The organism is Pedobacter suwonensis, from assembly GCF_007833675.1.
GTDB lineage: Bacteria > Bacteroidota > Bacteroidia > Sphingobacteriales > Sphingobacteriaceae > Pedobacter > Pedobacter suwonensis.
In genome coordinates this window covers 4,541,235-4,560,859 of sequence record NZ_CP031708.1, presented here as the reverse complement: position 1 = coordinate 4,560,859, position 19,625 = coordinate 4,541,235, and the positions used below count along the sequence as shown (strand labels likewise).

At 39.4% G+C, this 19,625-nt stretch carries 15 protein-coding genes; 9 read left to right on the top strand and 6 right to left on the bottom strand.

Annotation, left to right across the window (positions count from 1 at the left end; genetic code table 11):
• Nucleotides 1–61: 61 nt before the first annotated feature.
• The 4 genes from DV942_RS18890 to truA all read right to left on the bottom strand — a co-directional run bounded on the left by DV942_RS18890 (nucleotide 62) and on the right by truA (nucleotide 5,346).
• Nucleotides 62–646 (bottom strand): RNA polymerase sigma factor, encoded by a 585-nt coding sequence (locus DV942_RS18890; protein WP_145860145.1) that lies wholly within the window; start codon nucleotides 644–646, stop codon nucleotides 62–64.
• Between the two features lie 94 nt (nucleotides 647–740).
• Nucleotides 741–2,585, bottom strand: a complete 1,845-nt coding sequence (locus DV942_RS18885) for a glycoside hydrolase family 2 protein (RefSeq protein ID WP_145860143.1) — start codon at nucleotides 2,583–2,585, stop codon at nucleotides 741–743.
• A 110-nt stretch (nucleotides 2,586–2,695) separates the two neighbouring features.
• A complete protein-coding gene (locus DV942_RS18880) occupies nucleotides 2,696–4,465 on the bottom strand; it encodes an ABC transporter ATP-binding protein (protein WP_145860141.1) in 1,770 nt (589 codons plus the stop codon).
• 128 nt (nucleotides 4,466–4,593) lie between these two features.
• The gene (gene truA, locus DV942_RS18875) at nucleotides 4,594–5,346 is read right to left on the bottom strand and encodes a tRNA pseudouridine(38-40) synthase TruA (RefSeq protein WP_145860139.1); all 753 of its coding nucleotides are present in this window, start codon (nucleotides 5,344–5,346) and stop codon (nucleotides 4,594–4,596) included.
• A gap of 202 nt (nucleotides 5,347–5,548) precedes the next feature.
• Between truA and DV942_RS18870 the strand changes: the two genes are divergently transcribed.
• The 5 genes from DV942_RS18870 (at nucleotide 5,549) to DV942_RS18850 (ending at nucleotide 9,628) form a co-directional block, all read left to right on the top strand.
• Nucleotides 5,549–6,016 (top strand): DUF4293 domain-containing protein, encoded by a 468-nt coding sequence (locus DV942_RS18870; protein WP_145860137.1) that lies wholly within the window; start codon nucleotides 5,549–5,551, stop codon nucleotides 6,014–6,016.
• A gap of 16 nt (nucleotides 6,017–6,032) precedes the next feature.
• Nucleotides 6,033–6,593: a DUF4256 domain-containing protein gene (locus DV942_RS18865; protein WP_403001985.1), complete on the top strand. Its 561-nt coding sequence runs from the start codon at nucleotides 6,033–6,035 to the stop codon at nucleotides 6,591–6,593.
• A 7-nt stretch (nucleotides 6,594–6,600) separates the two neighbouring features.
• Nucleotides 6,601–7,062, top strand: a complete 462-nt coding sequence (locus tag DV942_RS18860) for a glycosyl-4,4'-diaponeurosporenoate acyltransferase CrtO family protein (protein WP_145860133.1) — start codon at nucleotides 6,601–6,603, stop codon at nucleotides 7,060–7,062.
• 57 nt (nucleotides 7,063–7,119) lie between these two features.
• A complete protein-coding gene (locus tag DV942_RS18855; protein ID WP_145860131.1) occupies nucleotides 7,120–7,485 on the top strand; it encodes a DUF2200 domain-containing protein in 366 nt (121 codons plus the stop codon).
• 256 nt (nucleotides 7,486–7,741) lie between these two features.
• Nucleotides 7,742–9,628: a DEAD/DEAH box helicase gene (locus DV942_RS18850; RefSeq protein ID WP_090984730.1), complete on the top strand. Its 1,887-nt coding sequence runs from the start codon at nucleotides 7,742–7,744 to the stop codon at nucleotides 9,626–9,628.
• Between the two features lie 119 nt (nucleotides 9,629–9,747).
• Here DV942_RS18850 and DV942_RS18845 read toward each other — a convergent pair whose 3' ends face one another.
• Nucleotides 9,748–10,080 (bottom strand): hypothetical protein, encoded by a 333-nt coding sequence (locus DV942_RS18845; RefSeq protein WP_145860129.1) that lies wholly within the window; start codon nucleotides 10,078–10,080, stop codon nucleotides 9,748–9,750.
• A 211-nt stretch (nucleotides 10,081–10,291) separates the two neighbouring features.
• Here DV942_RS18845 and DV942_RS18840 point away from each other — a divergent pair, with 211 nt between their 5' ends.
• From DV942_RS18840 to DV942_RS18825, 4 genes are all read left to right on the top strand, one after another.
• Nucleotides 10,292–12,136 (top strand): alpha-L-fucosidase, encoded by a 1,845-nt coding sequence (locus DV942_RS18840; protein ID WP_145860127.1) that lies wholly within the window; start codon nucleotides 10,292–10,294, stop codon nucleotides 12,134–12,136.
• 263 nt (nucleotides 12,137–12,399) lie between these two features.
• Nucleotides 12,400–13,986: a bacillithiol biosynthesis cysteine-adding enzyme BshC gene (gene bshC, locus DV942_RS18835; RefSeq protein WP_145860125.1), complete on the top strand. Its 1,587-nt coding sequence runs from the start codon at nucleotides 12,400–12,402 to the stop codon at nucleotides 13,984–13,986.
• An 87-nt stretch (nucleotides 13,987–14,073) separates the two neighbouring features.
• Nucleotides 14,074–15,159 (top strand): Ldh family oxidoreductase, encoded by a 1,086-nt coding sequence (locus DV942_RS18830; RefSeq protein ID WP_145860123.1) that lies wholly within the window; start codon nucleotides 14,074–14,076, stop codon nucleotides 15,157–15,159.
• Nucleotides 15,160–15,681: 522 nt separating this feature from the next.
• Nucleotides 15,682–16,866, top strand: coding sequence for a M57 family metalloprotease (locus DV942_RS18825; RefSeq protein WP_145860121.1), 1,185 nt, complete (start codon nucleotides 15,682–15,684; stop codon nucleotides 16,864–16,866).
• An 82-nt stretch (nucleotides 16,867–16,948) separates the two neighbouring features.
• On the opposite strand, the gene DV942_RS18820 is transcribed toward DV942_RS18825, so the two are convergent.
• On the bottom strand, nucleotides 16,949–19,621 hold the full coding sequence (locus DV942_RS18820) for a glycoside hydrolase family 3 C-terminal domain-containing protein (RefSeq protein ID WP_145860119.1): 2,673 nt from the start codon (nucleotides 19,619–19,621) through the stop codon (nucleotides 16,949–16,951).
• Nucleotides 19,622–19,625 lie beyond the last annotated feature (4 nt).

Here is a 19,625-nt window from a genome sequence, read left to right as displayed (position 1 = left end):
AAAATATCCCAAAAGAAATTTAAAATATTTCAAAGAAAATTAAAAAAGGAACTTAAACTTATCAGGAAATGACAGCGATTACAGCCGAAACAAACAAAAAGAGATGTGTAAGCCTTAAACGCAGTGCTTGTGTGGCGACAGTCAACTGATTTTGAACGGTTTTTTGCGAAATATTAAGTTCAAAAGCAATTTTGGCTGTAGATAACCCTTCAAAATAATGCATTACAAATATTTTACGGCGTTTTTCAGGAAGTGCTTTAATGAACAAGGTTATCAGTTCGGCCACTTCTTTTTCTAATAGTATGCCATCGGCCTGTAAAGGAGAAATTAAATTATTTTCGAAAGACTCCCCAAAAAAGCTGTTTTTTGGACTTCTGGCAATATGTTTTAACACCTGAAACCGGACCGCCGTATGCAGATAAGCCACCGGATTTGCTAAATCGAGTTCAGCTTTTCTGTTCCACAGGTCGGTAAAAATATTCTGAATGATATCCTGGCATTTTTCTTTTTCGGGCAGGCGCTTGTAGGCTGCATTATAGAGTTCGATCCAATACAACGTATAAATTTTGCCAAACGCAACCTCATCTCCTTGCTTTAATAAGTCAAAAAGGGCATGGGCATGCTCATTATTTCTTTCAATATTCAATGATTAGGTAGGTTGCGAAACCAAACATAGTCATTTTTAAGGAATTATATCATGCATCCAGACGGGAATTGAATATCCACAAACATGCAAAACATTATTTTCTTAAGCGATTATCTTTCTTAGCTGAACCAAGGGTCCTGCCAGATTCGATAATTGCCTGGTTAATTTCCCTTACACGTTTGACATCCATTTTTTCCACCTCACGATCATAGGTAAGTAAACCATTTATTTCGTGTTCAACGTCTGTAGTCTGGGTGTAAACAGCTGTGCTCAGGCCTTTATAAAGCATTAACTGCTCAACCTGCTGCATCAGCAGTACATAACGATCCGTAAGCGCACTAATAGTCGGTTCGTATCCGTATGCATTATTTTCGACCGGCCACATGTGCCCCCTCACAAAAAGTCCGACACCACCATATTCTCCCAATGAAGCGGCGCGATTTTCATCTGGTTGTGATGCCCCGTTCGGGCCAATATAAATATGCGTATCTACAAAATCGCCATTTCCAGGGTCGCCCAGCGGTTTCTGATACCCAGGATTATTGTTAAACCCGGAATTGCCATTAACTAGTCTGGATGGATCATATTTTTTTACCCAGGCGGTAATCTCCTTAACATCAAATGCACCCCAGTTTTCATTAAAGGGTACCCAACTGATAATTGATGGTGAATTGTAGAGATCATCCATTACCGCTTTAAGTTCTTTTCTGAAAACGCTTCGATTTTTCAATGTATCCTCGTTTTGGTACCACATGGCGGGCATGTCCTGCCATACCAGTATCCCCATTTTATCGGCCAGATAATAGAAACGTTTTGGTTCAGTTTTCATGTGTTTTCTGATGAGGTTAAAACCTGCATTCTTGGTAAACTCAAGATCAGATTTCAGCGCTTCTTCAGTTGGTGCGGTTAAAATCCCATCTGGCCAGTAGCCCTGATCCAGTAAACCCACCTGCATCTCAAACTTCCCGTTCAGCAGCGGCCTTACTACACCATTTACTTTACCCAGCCTAATATCACGCATCCCAAAGTAACTCATGATCTCGTCGGTTGCTTTCCCGTTTTTATCTTTAAGCACAATTTTCAGGTCGTATAAAAAAGGATCATCCGGCGACCACAACCTTGGTTGATTTATCGGGAGAAATAACCGGGTTCCTGCTGCCCCCTTTATCTGCGAAACGGCTTTTTTTCCCTCAAATGCGGTAGCCTCAATCTGGCCATCAGTTGCTTTAGCTGAAAGAATAAGCCGCTTATTTTCCACATCGGGTGTAATGCGGATCTGTTCGATATACGTATTGGCAACTGGCTCCAGCCACACACTCTGCCATATACCTGAACTGAAAGTATAATCGCCGCGCGGACCGTTCTTGCCAGAAGGTGCTTTTCCATCATTGGGATCATAGGCTGCTACAATCAGTGTATTGGAGCCATTCTTTAAAAACGTGCTGATATCAAAACCAAAAGCATCATAAGCACCTGAATGGCGGCCGGCAAGTTTTCCGTTGACGAATATCGTTGCATTATGATCCACACCATCAAAATTTGCAATAACTCGTTTTCCTTTCCAGTTAGCAGGAATCTCAAACTCCCGTTTATACCACATATTAATTTCCTGCTTACGCTCAATACCGGAAAGAAAAGACTCGGGACAGTAAGGCACCACGATTTTTTCAGCTCTGCCAGGAAATTCTATGGCCTGCTTAGGCGCCTGGGCCGATGATGCATTCTTTCCGCCAATGTAATCCCAGCTGCCGTTTAGGTTGAGCCAATCTTTGCGCTGCAGCTGTGGACGTGGATAATCTGGGAAAGGCACTTTCGCCGTAGTAGCAGCAATCGTCCATTTGGTAGGGAGTTTAGCTTCCTGTGCCCGTAACGTTATTGAAAGCAGCAGCGTTAATGTGAAAAACAGGTATTGTCTAAAAATGGATATCAAATTTATCATCAGAACATCTTGAAATATCAGGGATATGTTAGCAAGCCATCGCTCGCTATTGCAAAGTAATGATAATGAGCGTGTAGGTCAAATTAATTTCAAGAAATGGATTGCAATTGTTACACTTTGGCAATACCTTTAGAAGAGAACTGCAGATCGTAAAGCTTTTTATAATAACCGTTTAATTTTAACAACTGCTGATGCGTTCCTTTTTCTTTGATTTCTCCTTTATCAAGCACAATAATCTGATCGGCTTTTTGAATGGTTGACAGGCGGTGAGCGATTACAATTGAGGTACGGCCCTCCATTAAATTATCAATGGCTTTCTGGATCAATAATTCGGTTTCAGTATCTACCGATGAGGTGGCTTCATCTAAAACCAGGATAGCCGGATTATGGACCAACGCACGGATAAAGGAAATTAACTGCGCCTGACCTGCAGAAAGTGTGGCGCCTCTTTCCATCACATTATACTGATACCCGCCAGGCAAACGTTCAATAAAATCGTGTGCACCTACTTTTTTAGCTGCATTTACCACTTCTTCTATCGTAATTTCGGGGTTGTTAAGCGTAATGTTATTTAAAATGGTGTCTGAAAACAAGAAAACATCCTGGAGGACAGTTGCAATGTGACTTCGCAAGTAATCGAGTTCAAAATCTTCAATATAGATACCATCAACAGTGATATCTCCTTTTTTCACTTCGTAAAAGCGGTTCAGGATATTAATGGTAGAAGATTTACCGGCACCAGTTGCCCCAACCAGGGCAACAGTTTCACCAGCTTTAACCTCAAAACTGAGGTCTTTTAGTACATAGTTGTCGTCATTGTACGCAAACCAGACCTTCTCAAACTTAATATTTCCTTCCAGTTTGGCAGGTTTTTGTTTACCGTTGTTAGGGGTAGTTTCATCCGTATCTAAAACTTTAAAAACGCGTTCTGCACCCACCATACCCATTTGCAAGGTATTAAATTTATCTGCCAGTTGGCGGATGGGCGTAAAAACCATACCGAGGTACATAATAAACTGTGTAATGGTGCCGGGCGTAACATCCAGCGGTTTGGAAAGAATGCTTTTTGCACCGTACCATACCAATAAACCCAATGACATGGCCGAAATCAGCTCAACTACAGGGAAGAATATAGAATAGTACCAATTGCTACGGATATTGGCATCGCGATAACGTTTGTTGATGGCATAAAATTTTCGGTATTCCTGTTTCTCCCTCGCAAAATACTGCACAATAGAAACGCCGGTAATGTGCTCCTGCAAAAAGGTATTCAGGTTTGAAACCTCATTTCTAATTTCCTGAAAGGCAACCTTAATCGCTTTCTGAAATTTCCTTGTAGCCATAATCAGCAATGGAATGGGCAAAAGCACAACTAAACTTAATTCCCAATCGGTATAAAACATCACGCCAACAATAACCACTACCTGCAAACTGTCGCCGATCATGGAAATTAAACCCTCCGAAAAGATATCAGCAATGGTTTCCAGGTCTGAAACCGTTCTGGTGATCAATTGACCTATTGGTGTTTTATCGAAAAACTTGAGCCGCAACCTGGTAATGTGGTTAAAAACACTGATCCGCAGATCGCGGATAACAGACTGCCCTAATGTATTGGTTAACAGCGTATGGTTATATTGGATCAAACTCTGCAAAACGAGCATAAAAACCATCAGCATGGTCATATTTACCAGGCCATCGTAATTTCCATTTAAAATATAATGATCAAGTGTGTATTTGATGAGAAACGGGCGTACGGGTGAAATGGCTGCCAGCAAAATGGTTAAAATAACCGACCACACAAAAACGGCACGGTAAGGCTTTACATATTTAAAAATACGTTTCAGTAATCCGGTGTTATATACGTCGCCTGTAACTGCCATGTTTAGGGTTTAGGGCGTAAGGCTTAAGGTATAAGGCCTGACACCTTCTTAATAATTTTAAATTATACTATCTTTTATCACTATTTCTATAACGGTTGCTGCACCTTCCGCCTTAAACTTTCGGCCTTCTACCTCAAATATGGATATTCTATTTTTACTAAATACAAACCACATGCAGGTACCGATTGCCCGGCCTTGCTACGGTTTTTACTTTCTATTATGGTCTTAAAAGCAGCTAAATTTATTTCCTTTTTACCAACCGACACCAAAGTACCCATAATCGCCCTCACCATGTTCCGCAAAAAACGATCTGCCTGTATGGTAAAAACCAGGCCACCTTCCTGTTCTTCAAATACCGCTTTAGTGATTTTACAATTGTTGGTAAAAGTTTGGGTATTCGATTTACTGAAACAGGAGAAATCGGTATAATTTAACAAAACAGCAGCAGCCTCATTCATGGCTTCCACGTCAAGCGGATCTTTTACCAACCATGACCTGTTAACTTTGAAAGGATCTTTTGCAAAGTGGATATAATATTGATAAGCACGTGCTGTCGCATCAAAGCGGGCATGGGCATCAGGATGTACGGGTATTATTTTTTTTGCAGCAATTTGATAGGGCAACATGGCATTGATGCCAGCAATGGCATTCAGTACCTTAAGTTCTTCTACATCTTCAACATCAAAATGTGCATAAAAATCTGTGGCATGCACTCCGGCATCGGTTCTTCCACAGCCTAATGTTTCGATAGGCTGCCGAAAAAAAACAGACATCGCCTTATCCAACAATTCCTGAACGGTGATCGCGTTAGGTTGCGTTTGCCAGCCATGGTATAAGCTGCCATCGTATGCCAATTGGATGAAATACCTTTTTTTACTCAAAACGATGCAAAAGTACAGTTTAACAGCCAAAGGGCAAAGCGCGAAGACGAGAGTTTGGAGTTGAGCGTTTGGAGTTCAGCGCAAATTCCCGTCACAAACAGTCATTAATGCTTCTTATATACGAATCTCACTCCTATCCAGTAACTTTAATCTTCTTTCTTTTATCAAAAAAGGCTAGATTTGTTCTAATATATTTACATTCATGATACAAAGAATACAATCTATCTGGCTTTTTTTAGCCACTTTAACCCTTATTTTAATGCTTTTTTTACCAATTGCAACAAAAGTTGTCAATGGTGATGAAAATCAGGTATTCACAAATGGCCTTCATTACTTTGTTAATGGAAAAAGCGGAAAGGTACTAAATGTTGACGTTTTCCTGCCCTTAATCATTACACATTCCGTACTGATATTGCTGTGCTTCATTAACATTTTCAGATTTAAAAAACGCACTCAGCAAAAACGGATTGCAGTATTTACCATTGCTGCTATTGCCGGGTTTGCTTTTTGGTGCAGCATTTATGTAAAAGAACTTCCTGGCGGCATAGAAGGTGCTAATTTTGGTGTTGGCGCTTACCTGCCAGCTGTAGCGATCCTCTTTATTGTACTGGCTATTTTTGGCATCAATAAAGATGAAAGGCTGATCCGTTCTGCTGAAAGGTTGAGATAGTTTAATCGATTTCATGATGAAAAACCGAATGTTATCCACAGATCAAACCCGTGAATTGCTTAAGTTATTAAAGCAACGTTTCGAAAAAAACATGAACCGGCACGAAGATATGGAATGGAAACACGTACTGAATAAATTGGAAGCCAATCCGCAGAAACTTTGGGCGCTGAATGAAATGGAAGAAACCGGTGGAGAACCGGACGTAGTTGATTTTGACGATAAAAACGGCATTTATCTTTTTTTCGATTGTGCCGCAGAAAGTCCAAAAGGACGTAGAAGTGTGTGTTATGATGCCGAAGCGCTGGCATCAAGAAAAGAACATAAGCCAAAAGACAGCGCCATTAATCTTGCAAATGAATGGGGTGTTGAACTTTTAACCGAAACACAATATCATTATTTGCAGCAAATTGGCAAGTTTGACAGTAAAACCTCCAGCTGGATCAAAACACCTGATGATATTAGAAACCTGGGCGGTGCATTGTTTTGCGACTACCGCTATGGAAAAGTTTTCACTTATCATAATGGCGCAGAATCTTATTATGCAGCAAGGGCTTTCAGAGCTTGCTTAAGGGTTTGATTTTAAAATGATTCTTAAATATCTATCTTTCAGTATTTCGATTGCCTTTATCTCATGGATTGTTGGCATGTTAATAAACGCTTTCATCAGAAAAACTGATTTTTATCACAATCACCTAAACCACCTTAATTTTATTAAAAGTGAAAAACTGAATAAAATTATTGGATTGCCTGTTTTTAAATGGATAGTGAAAAATACTTTTTTCAAATTTTTCAATCAAAAACTTAAACTTAAAGGCAAGATTGACGAGGCTGGTTTAATTAAATTACGTGCTGAGATGACGACATCTGAAACAGATCATTTAATTGCGTTTATTTTTGTAACTTGTTTTGCAATTGTTGCTTTTTACAATTTCAAATTTAAATCTGGCGGCATTATCATGTTTGTAAACATACTCATGAATCTGTATCCGTCTTTACTGCAGCAAGAGAACAAAAGGAGAATAGATCAATTTATCAATAAACTTTAGATTTATATCCGCTCCTTATAAATATTGTCAAAGGAAAAGGAAATTAAAAAGAATACAATGAAGGTAACCCCGGAGCATAATGAAAAAATAGCTAAAATGACTTTTTCATCTGTTTACCCGCATTACGTTACAAAAGTTGAGAAAAAAGGAAGAACAGTTGAAGAGCTGCACCAGGTAATTAACTGGTTAACAAGCTATAAAGAAGAACAAATCCAAAAACACATCCAACAGAAAACAAACTTTAAAGACTTTTTCGAACAAGCTAATATCAATCCGAAAGCGCATTTGATTACCGGTATGATTTGTGGTTACCGGATTGAAGAAATTGAGTATCCATTGACCAGGCAAGTGCGTTATCTGGATAAATTGGTTGATGAATTGGCCAAAGGCAAATCGATGGAAAAAATTTTGAGGGCCGGATAACTAATTAAAATTGATCGGTACCGATCAAATCCTGATTTCAGCCACTAATGAAATCAAGTTTTAATGCGGTAATCCGTCTAAAGGTTTTAAGCGACAATTTGCCCTTTGCCAGCCCGCCATTTTCTTTCTATTTTTTTAATCATCCTATTTCGTCCTTATTTCCAAACATTTAGCCTAAAAAACTATTTACTTGATTCTCTGTGAAATACAAAATATTAACCGTACCTTTGCGGCTCAATTAAAAATAAATAGACGAATGACAAACCCATTTCAATTATTGGGGATAAGTGATGACGTCGTTAATGCCGTAAAGGACCTTGGATTCGAAAATCCAACGCCGATTCAGGAGCAAAGTATTCCTGTACTGTTAGAAGGCACTAATGATTTTGTTGGTTTGGCCCAAACAGGAACAGGAAAAACAGCCGCATTTGGTTTGCCGCTGTTAGAACTAATCGATTTTAAAGTTAACAAACCACAGGCATTGATTTTATGCCCAACCCGTGAGTTATGCTTGCAAATCGCTAACGACCTTAAAAACTTTTCTAAAAACATTGCTAATGCCCACGTAGTTGCCGTTTACGGTGGCGCGAACATTATGCAACAACTACGCGAAATCCGTCAGGGAATTCAGATCGTAGTGGCCACGCCCGGCCGTATGTTGGATATCATTGGCCGTAAAGCCATCGATTTTTCAAATGTTAAATATGTGGTGCTTGATGAAGCTGACGAGATGTTGAACATGGGTTTCCAGGACGACATCAACGACATTTTATCAACCACTCCTGATGACAAAAAAACCTGGTTATTTTCGGCTACCATGCCGTCGGAAGTTCGCCGTATAGCTAAAAACTATATGGATAACCCTGTAGAACTAACCATGGGCACAAAAAACACTGGTAACGTTAACATCGAACACGAATATTACATTGTTCGTGCACGTGATAAATACGCTGCCTTAAAACGAATTGTAGATTTTAACCCTGATATTTTTGGCGTTGTTTTCTGCAAAACAAAATTAGATACCCAGGATATTGCAGAACATTTAATTAAAGACGGCTACAATGCTGATGCTTTACACGGCGATTTATCGCAACAACAACGTGATAAGGTAATGCAGCGTTTCCGTGAGCGTAACATGCAATTGTTAATTGCTACTGATGTGGCTGCACGCGGTATTGACGTAAACAATGTAACGCACGTAATCAACTATTCTTTACCTGATGAAATTGAAAGTTATACCCACCGTTCGGGCCGTACCGGCCGCGCAGGTAAAACCGGTATCTCAATCTGTATCATCAACTCTAAAGAACTGGGCAAAATCCGTCAGTTAGAGCGCATTATCGGTAAACAGTTTACCAAAGCCGAACTGCCTACAGGATTTGATGTTTGCGAAAAACAATTGTTCTCACTGGTACACAAAGTACACAATGTAGAGGTTAACAACGAACAGATCGATCAGTACATCCCTCGTATTATGGATGAATTTAAAGATCTATCTAAAGAGGATGTGATTAAACGTTTTGCTTCGCTGGAATTTAACCGTTTCTTAGATTATTATGCTAAAGCGCCTGATTTAAATGCTGCTGTAGGTGAAGATCGTGGTGAAAGAGGTGAGCGTGGCGAAAGACGCGGACGCGGTAGCGAAGGCTATACCCGTTTGTTTATTAATTTAGGTTCTGTAGATGAATTTACCCGCGGCGATATGTTATCTTTTATCTGTAACAACGGTAAAATTGGTGGCAAAAGCGTTGGTAAAATTGATTTAAAAGGTGTTTTCTCTTTCTTTGAAGTAGAAGATGCTGTTGCAGACAAAGTTTTTGAAGGCTTTAAATCAGTTGAATTTAACGGTCGCCAGGTACGTATCGAGAAAAGCGGAGATAGCGGTCGTGGTGAAGGTGCTGGCGAAAGACGCGGTGGCGGTGAAAGACGTGGCGGTGGTTTCGGCGGCGAACGCAGAAGCGGCGGTGGTTACCGTGGTGGCGACAGAAGAAGTTCTGGCGGCAGCGGAAGACGTGAAGGTGGAAACAGCGGTGGCGGTTTCAGAGATTTCTCTGGTCGCAGCCGTGATGAAAAAGGTGGAAGCGGACGGAGAGAAGGCGGAAACCGTGAAGGTGGAAGTGGCGAACGCCGTAAAAAATGGTAAGACATAAACCAAATATTTATAGCCGTTCTGATTATTCAGAGCGGCTTTTTTTTTAAAATAAGAACTGGTTATTTATTACCGAAGCACTGTTCCTAACAAAGGTTAACTATTTATGCTTTTCAGCTCCAGGAAAAAGCAGTATAGGCTATGTGATTCGCATTCATAAATTCGCCAAACAGCGAATAGGCCTTATTACCGCTAAACCGCTGCTTTAAAGCGAATAATAAACCAGACTTATCCCCTGATTCTAAATTAAAGATTTGATAAAACTTATCTACCTCTTCTGGTTCAAGGGTATAGGTATATTCATAATCCGTATCTCCCCACATGGCTTCAACTGATTTTCCAATATCATATCCATCAAAGTAAAGTTGATCACGATCAGTAAAATACAATTCCATCGATATTTTGATATCGGGTTTTTCCAGGTAAAATAAGGTAGCTTTTTCCAAGGTATTTAATCTGTTTTAGGCTAGTGATGCCGGAAGATAACATCCGGTACGAAATCTAACCGCAATTTATAAATTATACAACACCAAAAATACGATAGTAGGGTTAGCTCTTTTTCGTTTCAACATATCGCCGAATGTCATAAATGCGCATCTTTTAAACCAAATCACTTTCAGAATATTATCTTTAACGTTAGCTATACTAAACAACATCATGCGTTATTTAAGGTTTTTCTTTATTTTATTCCCATTACTTATTGGCAATAAACTTTATGCCCAACCAAAGGTATCTGATCAAAAAATGCAGTGGTTTGCCGATGCTAAACTGGGCATTTTTATTCACTGGGGCATCTACTCCGTAAATGGAATTTCCGAATCCTGGTCGTTTTTCAACAACTACATTAATCATAACGCTTACATGAAACAGCTTGATGGTTTTACTGCAGCTAAATACCAGCCCGCAACATGGGTAAATTTAATAAAAGAGAGTGGTGCCAGATATGCCGTAATTACAACAAAACATCATGACGGTGTTGCACTTTGGGACAGCAAAATGCCAGGTGCTACCACCACGGTAAAGCATAGTGCAGCCAAAAAAGATTTAATTACACCATTTGTAAGTGAACTTAAAAAATCAGGTCTTAAAACAGGTTTATATTTTTCATTACCAGATTGGAGCTATCCTGATTATGACGGTTTTACGCGTGACAGAAAACGTTACGACTATAAGCAATACCCTGACCGGTTTAAAAAATTCCAGAATTATTTTCATGGACAGCTCAATGAACTTTCCAATCAATACAATCCGGATTTAATTTGGTTTGATGGCGACTGGGAACATAGCGGCGAAGAATGGCAAGCTAAACAAATATTGGAAAATCTGCGTAAGGTGAATCCAAATGTTATTATTAATTCGCGTTTAAATGGCCATGGCGATTACGATACACCGGAGCAGGGTGTACCGGTGTTAAAGCCCGCATCTCCAGAGTGGGAATTGTGTTACACCATGAACGATTCGTGGGGATACCAGCCTTATGACAACCACTACAAATCGCCGAATATGATTATCCGTACACTTGTTGATTGCATCAGTATGGGTGGTAATTTGTTGCTTGATATCGGTCCGAAAGCGGATGGAACCATTGCGCCTGAACAGGTTAAAATTTTAAAAGGTTTGGCTCGCTGGACACAAAAACATGCCGAAGCCATTTACGGTACGCAGGCTGGAATCCCAAGTGGCCACATTGTCGGAAAAACGAGTTTATCCAAAAACAAAGATGTGTTATATCTGTATCTGGACTATAAAACAAAAAATGGCATTTTGCTATCAGGTATCAAATCGAAAATCAACAAAATTGAAATGGTTGGCAGCAAAGCGCAGATACATTCAATCAAATTAAATGAAACTGATTATTTACTTAATTTAAAAGAACCTGATTTCGACAGCGATGTAACCGTTATAAAAGTCTCCTTAGATGGCCCTATCGAACTTGTGGATAGTAAACAAGCCGCCCTTTCGCTGGCAGACCTGTATGCAGCGCCTAAAGAAAATGAGTTAACCAGCTTATGCCTGGGTAAACTGGCCGGTAATCTAAACGCCGGCATTAATATATTTCAAAACACCAGCTTACCTGCTGACGGTTTAGACTTTGACCCAGGCATTAAAAATGCGGATCAAAAAGTTAGTAACTGGGTAATCAAAAATGCCGAGGCCCTCTACAAAACCGGAAAAGGAATCCCTGGCGGTCATTACCAGGGCAACACCGCACTTTCTGCCGATAAACAAACGCTTTATTTATTTGTAGAAGGCACACCAACTGGCCCCATTGCCATTAAAGGCCTAAAAAACAGCATCAGCAGGATCAGGATTGTAGGTGAAGGTACTATGCTTCCGCACGAAATTTATAACAAACTATATTGGAGCAAGATACCTGGTATGGTTTACATTCCACTACCTGAAGATAAGCTGGATCCTGAATTAACCGTAATTGCTGTACTTTTAGATCGTCCGATTGAACTGTACCGTGAAAAAGTTAGCGCGATTGAAAGCAATCTTTAATAGAGAATCGTCATCTCCACTGAAGCGCAAACCAGAACGTTAAGTCGGGATAGCGATTTTTCAACATAGCTAAAATATTTCTTCGCTAAGGTTGAAAGGACGAATTCACGAAAAACAAATCATTATTTTTTTTATTTTTCCGTAACTGAGCCAGAACTATGATTATCCTGATTGCTGTGACACCCTGGCAAAAATTATTTAACAATTGTAAAATAGTGGCGCGACTTTATAATTATCCTTAAATTGCATTACTTTCGCAAATCATGCAGGCAAAATATATTTCCTATCAGGAAACCGGATCATTTTCAAAACTGGTTTTAGATTATATTAACGACGAAGAACAGCTGAAATCTTTTTACAGTTACCGACCGGATATGGAGGGTTTAGCCCATGCAATTGAACACAGAAATTTCAATGGAAACCGGACTACTTTAGTTCAGGTTCTGCAAGATCAATACCGGCATTTAAAGCCCAATAAATCGGTTACCAAAAATATAGAGCTTTTAGCGCTTGATAATACCTTTACGGTAACGACCGGTCACCAGTTAAATTTATTTACCGGTCCGCTTTATTTTATTTACAAAATCGTAACGGCCATCAACTTAGCTATTGAGCTGAAAATGGCCCATCCCGAAAAAAACTTTGTTCCGGTTTATTGGATGGCTACCGAGGATCATGATTTTGATGAGATCAATCATGTTAATGTGGATGAGAAACATATCAGCTGGATCCAGAAAACCAATGGTGCTACCGGAAGATTAAGTACCAAAACAGTTGCCGCAGCAGTAACCGCATATAAAGGATACCTTGGTATTTCAAAAAATGGAAAACGGATTGCCAAACTGGTAGAACAGGCTTATTTGCAACATGATAATTTAGCCGATGCCACCCGGTTTTTAGTGAATAACTTATTCGAGAAATATGGCTTGGTGATTGTAAATGCAGATGACGCTCAATTAAAAAAGCAGTTTGCGAATATTATTACCGAAGATATTATTCAGCATAATAGTGCGAAAAATATAGATAACAGCTCTAAAAATCTTGAGAAACTGGGTTATAAAACACAGGTTAATGGTCGTGATATTAATTTCTTTTACCTGATTGATAACCTCCGCGAACGCCTGATTTTTGAAGATGGTAAATATATTGTCAACCATACCGAAATCAGTTTTACCGAAGCTGAATTAAAAGACGAAATCGAATCTCATCCTGAACGGTTTAGCCCTAATGTGGTGATGCGCCCCATGTACCAGGAAGTAATTTTACCTAATATTGCCTATATTGGAGGGGGAGCTGAAGTATCTTACTGGATGCAGCTGAAAGCAAATTTTGATTATTATCAGGTAGATTTTCCGGTATTATTGCTACGCAATTCTGCTTTACTGATCGACAAACGCAGTGCTGAAAACCTGTACAGACTGGGGTTCTCATTAGAAGATATTTTCCTTCCCGCAGAAGAACTGAAGAACATCTGGGTAAAGCGGAATACAACTGCCGAGCTCAGTTTAGCCGATGAAACCCGCGCAATTAACAGCATTTTCGACCAAATTAAGTTAAATGCCTATAAGATAGATAAAACCCTCTCTGTTTCTGCAGATACGGCAAAACAAAGAGCCAACCGTTTGTTAGCAAACCTGGAAAAGAAACTATTCAGGGCAGAAAAAAGAAAACATGAAACAGCTTTGCAGCAGATTGATAACGTAAAGAAGAGACTATTCCCAAATGGCACATTGCAGGAAAGAATTTTGAATATTGCACCCATGTATGTTAATTATGGAGAAGATTTTCTATCATCTTGCGTAGAGAATTTTGAGCCATTAGGCGGTGACTTTACGGTTTTGTTGCCATAATTTATTTTTTAGATCCGTCATGCTGAACTTGTTTCAGCATCTATTGAGACCCTGAAATAAATTCAGGGTGACGACAAATATTACTAAATGAACTTCATCACTTTTACCGAAACCAACCTACGGACCTTTACCTATCATGTTTTCAAAAAAATGGGCTGTTCAGATGAACATGCAGGTTTAGCAACCGATGTTTTAGTCCGCTCAGATTTACGCGGAATTGACTCGCATGGCGTTGCGCGCTTAAGTGGCTACGTACGCCTGTGGGAAAAGAAACGAATTAATGCTACTCCAAACATTAAAATTGTTCATGAAACCCCTACTACTGCAACAATAGATGGCGACGCCGGGCTAGGATTGGTGGTGGCGCCCTTTGCCATGCAGGTTGCTATCGAAAAAGCAGAAAAGTATGGTAGCGGCTGGGTATCAGTTAAAAATTCCAATCACTTCGGCATAGCAGGTTACCATGCCTTAATGGCGGTAGAAAAAGACATGATCGGTATCAGCATGACTAATGCAAGCCCTTTGGTTGCACCTACTTATGCCAACGAACGTTTACTGGGTACTAATCCCATGTGTTATGCTTTCCCCGCAGGTAAATACCCACCAGTAGTGGTAGATATGGCGACTGCAGCTGCAGCTAACGGTAAACTGGAAATAGCACAGCGCGCCAACAAAAGTATCCCGGATGGTTGGGTTCAGGATAAAAATGGGGAAAACTCTACCGACCCTAACGAATTAAAAAACGGTGGTTCGCTTCTTCCTTTAGGGAGCGATAAAGACCACGGAAGCCATAAAGGTTATGGATTGAGTGCAACGGTCGATATTTTATCGGCGGTATTATCCGGGGCAAATTATGGTCCATGGGTACCTCCTTTTGTAGCATTCTTAGAACCCTCTGCGAATCCGGTTGGTGAAGGACTTGGCCACTTTTTAGGTGCTATGCGTGTAGATGGTTTCAGACCAGCTGCAGACTTTAAAAATCACCTGGATAATTGGATAGAACGCTTTAAAAGTGCAAAAACAGTAGACCCCAACAAAAAGGTTATTATACCAGGAGAGCCTGAACACGAATTTGAACAGGAAAGAAAAATCAGCGGCATTCCGATTATTGATGTAGTGGTAAAAGACCTGAATGAGTTAGCTATAAAATTGGGTTTAGCAGAATTGAAATAATTGATTTTTGTTTAACCGCAAGGGACTTTTTGCGATCGTTGAGTTAGAAACTCAATCTTATCACTAAATCCGTAGAGACGCTGCGCTTAACTCTACGGATAGAAGCACTCAAAAAAATCGTCTCGACTGAAGCCCAGCGTAATGAGAGATCTTTTTATTACATGATCTTCTTATAGTCCCCTAATCTATTTTCCCTAACTTGTCTGCATCGTTCCAAAGAGCTCTACGGATTAAGCACCAGAAAAAATCTTAGCCTCGCATTATGATTATTGATTCGAAAACTCAATCTTCTTGGGTATCGGTAGAGACCTAAGCTTAACCTTACAGACAGAATGTACAATGATCAAATCATGTAATTAATTTCTGATAAGAATTGTTCTATCTTAACTAAATATGTATAACATCTACTAAATAATACTTATTTTAACGATATAATTCCACACATATTATCATATAATAATACATTTATGTATATTAGATTTCAAACAATCTTATTATAAATCTACAAGATAAATTCAAACTATGATCAAAAAAAATCTTTATTCGCTCTTTGCTGTTTTATTCATTTTCATGATTTATTCATGTGCTAAAAAACAAAACATAGAAACCAAACAACACAGTGAAATACCTGAATCTATATTAGCTAGTATTAAAGAAATGGGATTTAATACCAATGGAATAACAATTATGAAAGACGGATATATTGTGGAAGGAGATATTTTTCTACCAAAATCTTCTCTAGGTAAGGCCAAAAACTCTTCAAACTTAATCATTGCTAAATCAGAGCAGTACCAAACCTATAATCTGGTTCAAAACTTGCCCCGTACAATAACAATTTCTGTTTCAAATTTACCAGCTATTTATTCGACAGCAGCAAGTAATGCCATCGGAAGATATAACTCCTTAAACCTGAAAATTAACTTCCAACTTGTTAACAGCAACGGAAATATTGAAATCGTTGGCTTTAATGAAGGTCCTACGCCTACGGGCATTAGGCTAGGCTTTGGCGGTTTCCCTTTTTCTGGAAACCCATTTAATCAAATTGGATTAAATACAAATCCCGCTGCATTTGGCACAAACCCAGATGTTGGCTATATTACCTCTGTAATTCAGCATGAAATAGGGCACTGCATAGGTCTAAGACATACTGACTATTACGACCGGAGTTATAGCTGTCCACAGCAGAGTGGGAATGAAGGTAGTAGTTATGATAGTGCTGACCCCCAAAGATTTTCAGGTGCGATTCAAATACCTGGAACCCCCGCTTCTGCCGAACCGAATTCATTTATGCTTGCATGCAATAATGGTGTAGATCGCTCATTTAATACAAATGACATTGTTGCGTTGAATTATCTATATGGTTATCCTACATATACGTATTCCTTTAGGGTTACAACCATGAGCAATACACCAACTTATTATGGATTAATACTTAATGGAACTCATATTGCGGCAACAATTTCGACCCCACCAGTAAATACAACCTCAACCTATGTTTATAACATTAATAGCTATAGCCCAAGTTCGACCTTAGTCGTAAAAATAAGTTCAGGATATATTCCGGTATCTGCCACAGCAAATGCAAACGGATCTACGGTTACTGGAGTTATAAATGCGACCGATAAAACAATTACTTTTTCTAATCTTAATATGTCTGTACAAAATGGCTATGTTTCCATCGCGCTAAAGAACTATGGATTAGATTAATCTTTAAAAAGCCGCAGATTTAACCAGAATCTGCGGCAACTATTTCGTTGATGTTTATGCCTTAACCATTAGCCTAGCTTCTTTATGGCTTAACGCTCAAATTATCTTTTAAATAAAGTGCTTTACTTGACGATCCGATCATTATTCTATATTCCCCAGGCGCTACTTCCCATTCATTTTTTATATTAAGTGTTTGAAGTACGGCTTTATCCAGCTTAAATGAAATATGCTTGCTTTCGCCAACTTTTAAATGCACTCTTTTGAAACCTCTTAAAGCCAGAACGGGCTGTGCTAATTTGCTGATCAGCGGCCTCATATAAAGTTGTACCACTTCTTCACCATCGTAATTACCTGTATTTTTTAACTCGAAACTTACGGTAGCAGTTTCATTTTTAGCTATACTTTTACGGTCGAACTTTAAATCTTGATAAGAAAAGCTGGTATAACTCAGTCCATATCCAAATGGGAAGAGCGGCTCGCCACTTAAGTTATTGTAATCATCGCCTCTACCGGTAGGCTTGTGATTATAAACCAATGGCAATTGCGATTCATCAACCGGGTAAGTAATTGGAAGTTTACCAGATGGACTTACCTTGCCGAGCAATACCGCTGCAATGGCGCTGCCGCCAGCCTCGCCAGGATACCAAACATTTAAAACTGCGCTTACTTTATTTAACCAGGGCTGCATATTAATGGCGCTTCCACCAGTTAATACCACGATAACAGGTTTTCCTGTTTTAACGATTTCTTCCAACAATAATTCCTGGTTGCCGGGCAGGTTTAGCATTGCCCGATCTAAAAACTCTCCTTCTTTTATCCCGGCCACAAATACAATAACATCGTTATTTTTTGCCGCAGCCACAGCATCTGCTATTTCATTTGATTTTTTGATATTGTAATCCCAAATCAGTCTGATCTTACCATTGCCTTTAGGTTCAAAAAATTCGATCCGGATGGTATATTCTTTATTTTTTTCGAAATGAAAAGGAATTGTCTTCGTATTAAAGGACTTTTTGTCCCAGTTGTCGATCAATAATTGATTATCAAGATATAACCGGTAACCATCATTACCTTCCAATCCGATATTAATATCTGCATTTTGTGGTACTTTAATTTTACCATCCCACCTTACCGAATAATCATCCAGTTGGAGCTGTTGATCAGGTGGGTATAATGTCCAACTGAAATTAACTACCTTATCATTAATTTCTTTAACCGGCTTTCCAGAGAGTAGAAGTCCTTTGTAATAAGTCCCTGTTAATCCTGTTTTCCCATTCGTGGAAAGAAACTGGCTATCAACTGGAAGATAAGAATGTAGTTCTCTGCTGCTGCCTTTTAAATAATTAACCTGAACATCATTGGATACTGCGCTTTTCAGGCCATCCAATATATTTATTTTATTATTTCCTGTGCCGCTGTAACCACCTAATCTGGCTTCAACAGCATCTTCCCCAAGGAGTAGAATACGCTTTGCACTTTTTAATGGAAGTGTGTTATTGTCGTTTTTTAGCAATACAAAAGATTTTAAGGCCGCTTCTTCTGCCAGATGGCGATTACTTTGATCGTCCAACATCTTTTCAGCAATACTTTCATCTACGTAAGGCTGCTCAAAAAGTCCCAATTCGAATTTGGTTTTCAGCACCCTTGTCAAGGCATCGTCCACTCTCGATTTGGGAATACTGCCATCTAAAAAGGCGGGTAAAAAAAGTTTGTAATGGTTATAATCTACCTGAAAAATTACATCAAGGCCTGCATTAATAGATTGTGCCGTGGCATCTTTATAATCTTTAGCCGTAAAATGCAATACATTGGCACCTCCAACGGCACCTGCATCAGAAATAACGAACCCTTTAAAGCCCCATTCCGATTTTAGCTTATTAGTGAGCAACCACTTATTGGAAGTTGCAGACCTACCGAAAACGCTGTTGTAAGAGGTCATTAATGAACGGATGCCTACATTTTTAACGCCGTCTTTAAATGCCGGAAAGTGTATTTCTTCCAGAAAATGTTTGTCCATTTCTATTGGATAACTATCACGGCCACCATCTCCTACATTAGCAATAAAATGCTTTGGCGTAACAATAATATTCTGTTTTTCTATGGCGTTCATAAAAGCATGACCAAGAGCGGTGGTTAGATAAGAGTCTTCTCCATAGGTTTCTTCAACCCTGCCCCACCTTACATCTGTAGCCATGTTGATTACGGGTGCCAAAAGATCTCTCAAGCCACGCGTCCTGGCTTCACTACCAATAGCTGTACCGATCCGGCCCACCAAACCAGTATCAAAAGTTGCAGCCAAACCAATTGATTGGGGAAAAGCAGTAGCGCCCTGCCTGACCAAACCATGTAAAGCCTCATCAAACGGGATAATCGGGATACCCAAACGGGTTTCCTCAACAAAATATTTTTGTATTTTATTAATTTTTTTAGCCAGGGATAGCCCGTCTTCAGCGGTATTGTAAGTTAACATCTGTTGCGCATTGCCGGTTCCCTGCGCAGCCGCACTTACCTGTAAACCAAAAATACCATGCCTAAATTTATCTTTATTCTGTTCTGTTACATCGCCAGGAATCATGAACAACTGCCAAAATTTTTCTTCAGGAGTCATTCTCGAAATCAGGTCCTTTACCCTTAAATCGATGCTTAACTTCGGATTTTTATAGGGTAAAGACTGGCTTTTTTTGACCTGGGCAAAAAGACTGCTGCATAAAAACAATGCAGGCAATAAGCATAGGTATCCCCTTTGTTTGAGCATTATT

Coding starts and splice junctions, on each gene's coding strand:
- DV942_RS18840 (WP_145860127.1), top strand. CDS start 10,292: ATGCGTTATTTAAGGTTTTTCTTTATTTTATTCCCATTACTTATTGGC.
- DV942_RS18885 (WP_145860143.1), bottom strand. CDS start 2,585: ATGATAAATTTGATATCCATTTTTAGACAATACCTGTTTTTCACATTA.
- DV942_RS18820 (WP_145860119.1), bottom strand. CDS start 19,621: ATGCTCAAACAAAGGGGATACCTATGCTTATTGCCTGCATTGTTTTTA.
- DV942_RS18830 (WP_145860123.1), top strand. CDS start 14,074: ATGAACTTCATCACTTTTACCGAAACCAACCTACGGACCTTTACCTAT.
- DV942_RS18860 (WP_145860133.1), top strand. CDS start 6,601: ATGATTCTTAAATATCTATCTTTCAGTATTTCGATTGCCTTTATCTCA.
- DV942_RS18825 (WP_145860121.1), top strand. CDS start 15,682: ATGATCAAAAAAAATCTTTATTCGCTCTTTGCTGTTTTATTCATTTTC.
- DV942_RS18880 (WP_145860141.1), bottom strand. CDS start 4,465: ATGGCAGTTACAGGCGACGTATATAACACCGGATTACTGAAACGTATT.
- DV942_RS18855 (WP_145860131.1), top strand. CDS start 7,120: ATGAAGGTAACCCCGGAGCATAATGAAAAAATAGCTAAAATGACTTTT.
- DV942_RS18870 (WP_145860137.1), top strand. CDS start 5,549: ATGATACAAAGAATACAATCTATCTGGCTTTTTTTAGCCACTTTAACC.
- bshC (WP_145860125.1), top strand. CDS start 12,400: ATGCAGGCAAAATATATTTCCTATCAGGAAACCGGATCATTTTCAAAA.
- DV942_RS18850 (WP_090984730.1), top strand. CDS start 7,742: ATGACAAACCCATTTCAATTATTGGGGATAAGTGATGACGTCGTTAAT.
- DV942_RS18865 (WP_403001985.1), top strand. CDS start 6,033: ATGAAAAACCGAATGTTATCCACAGATCAAACCCGTGAATTGCTTAAG.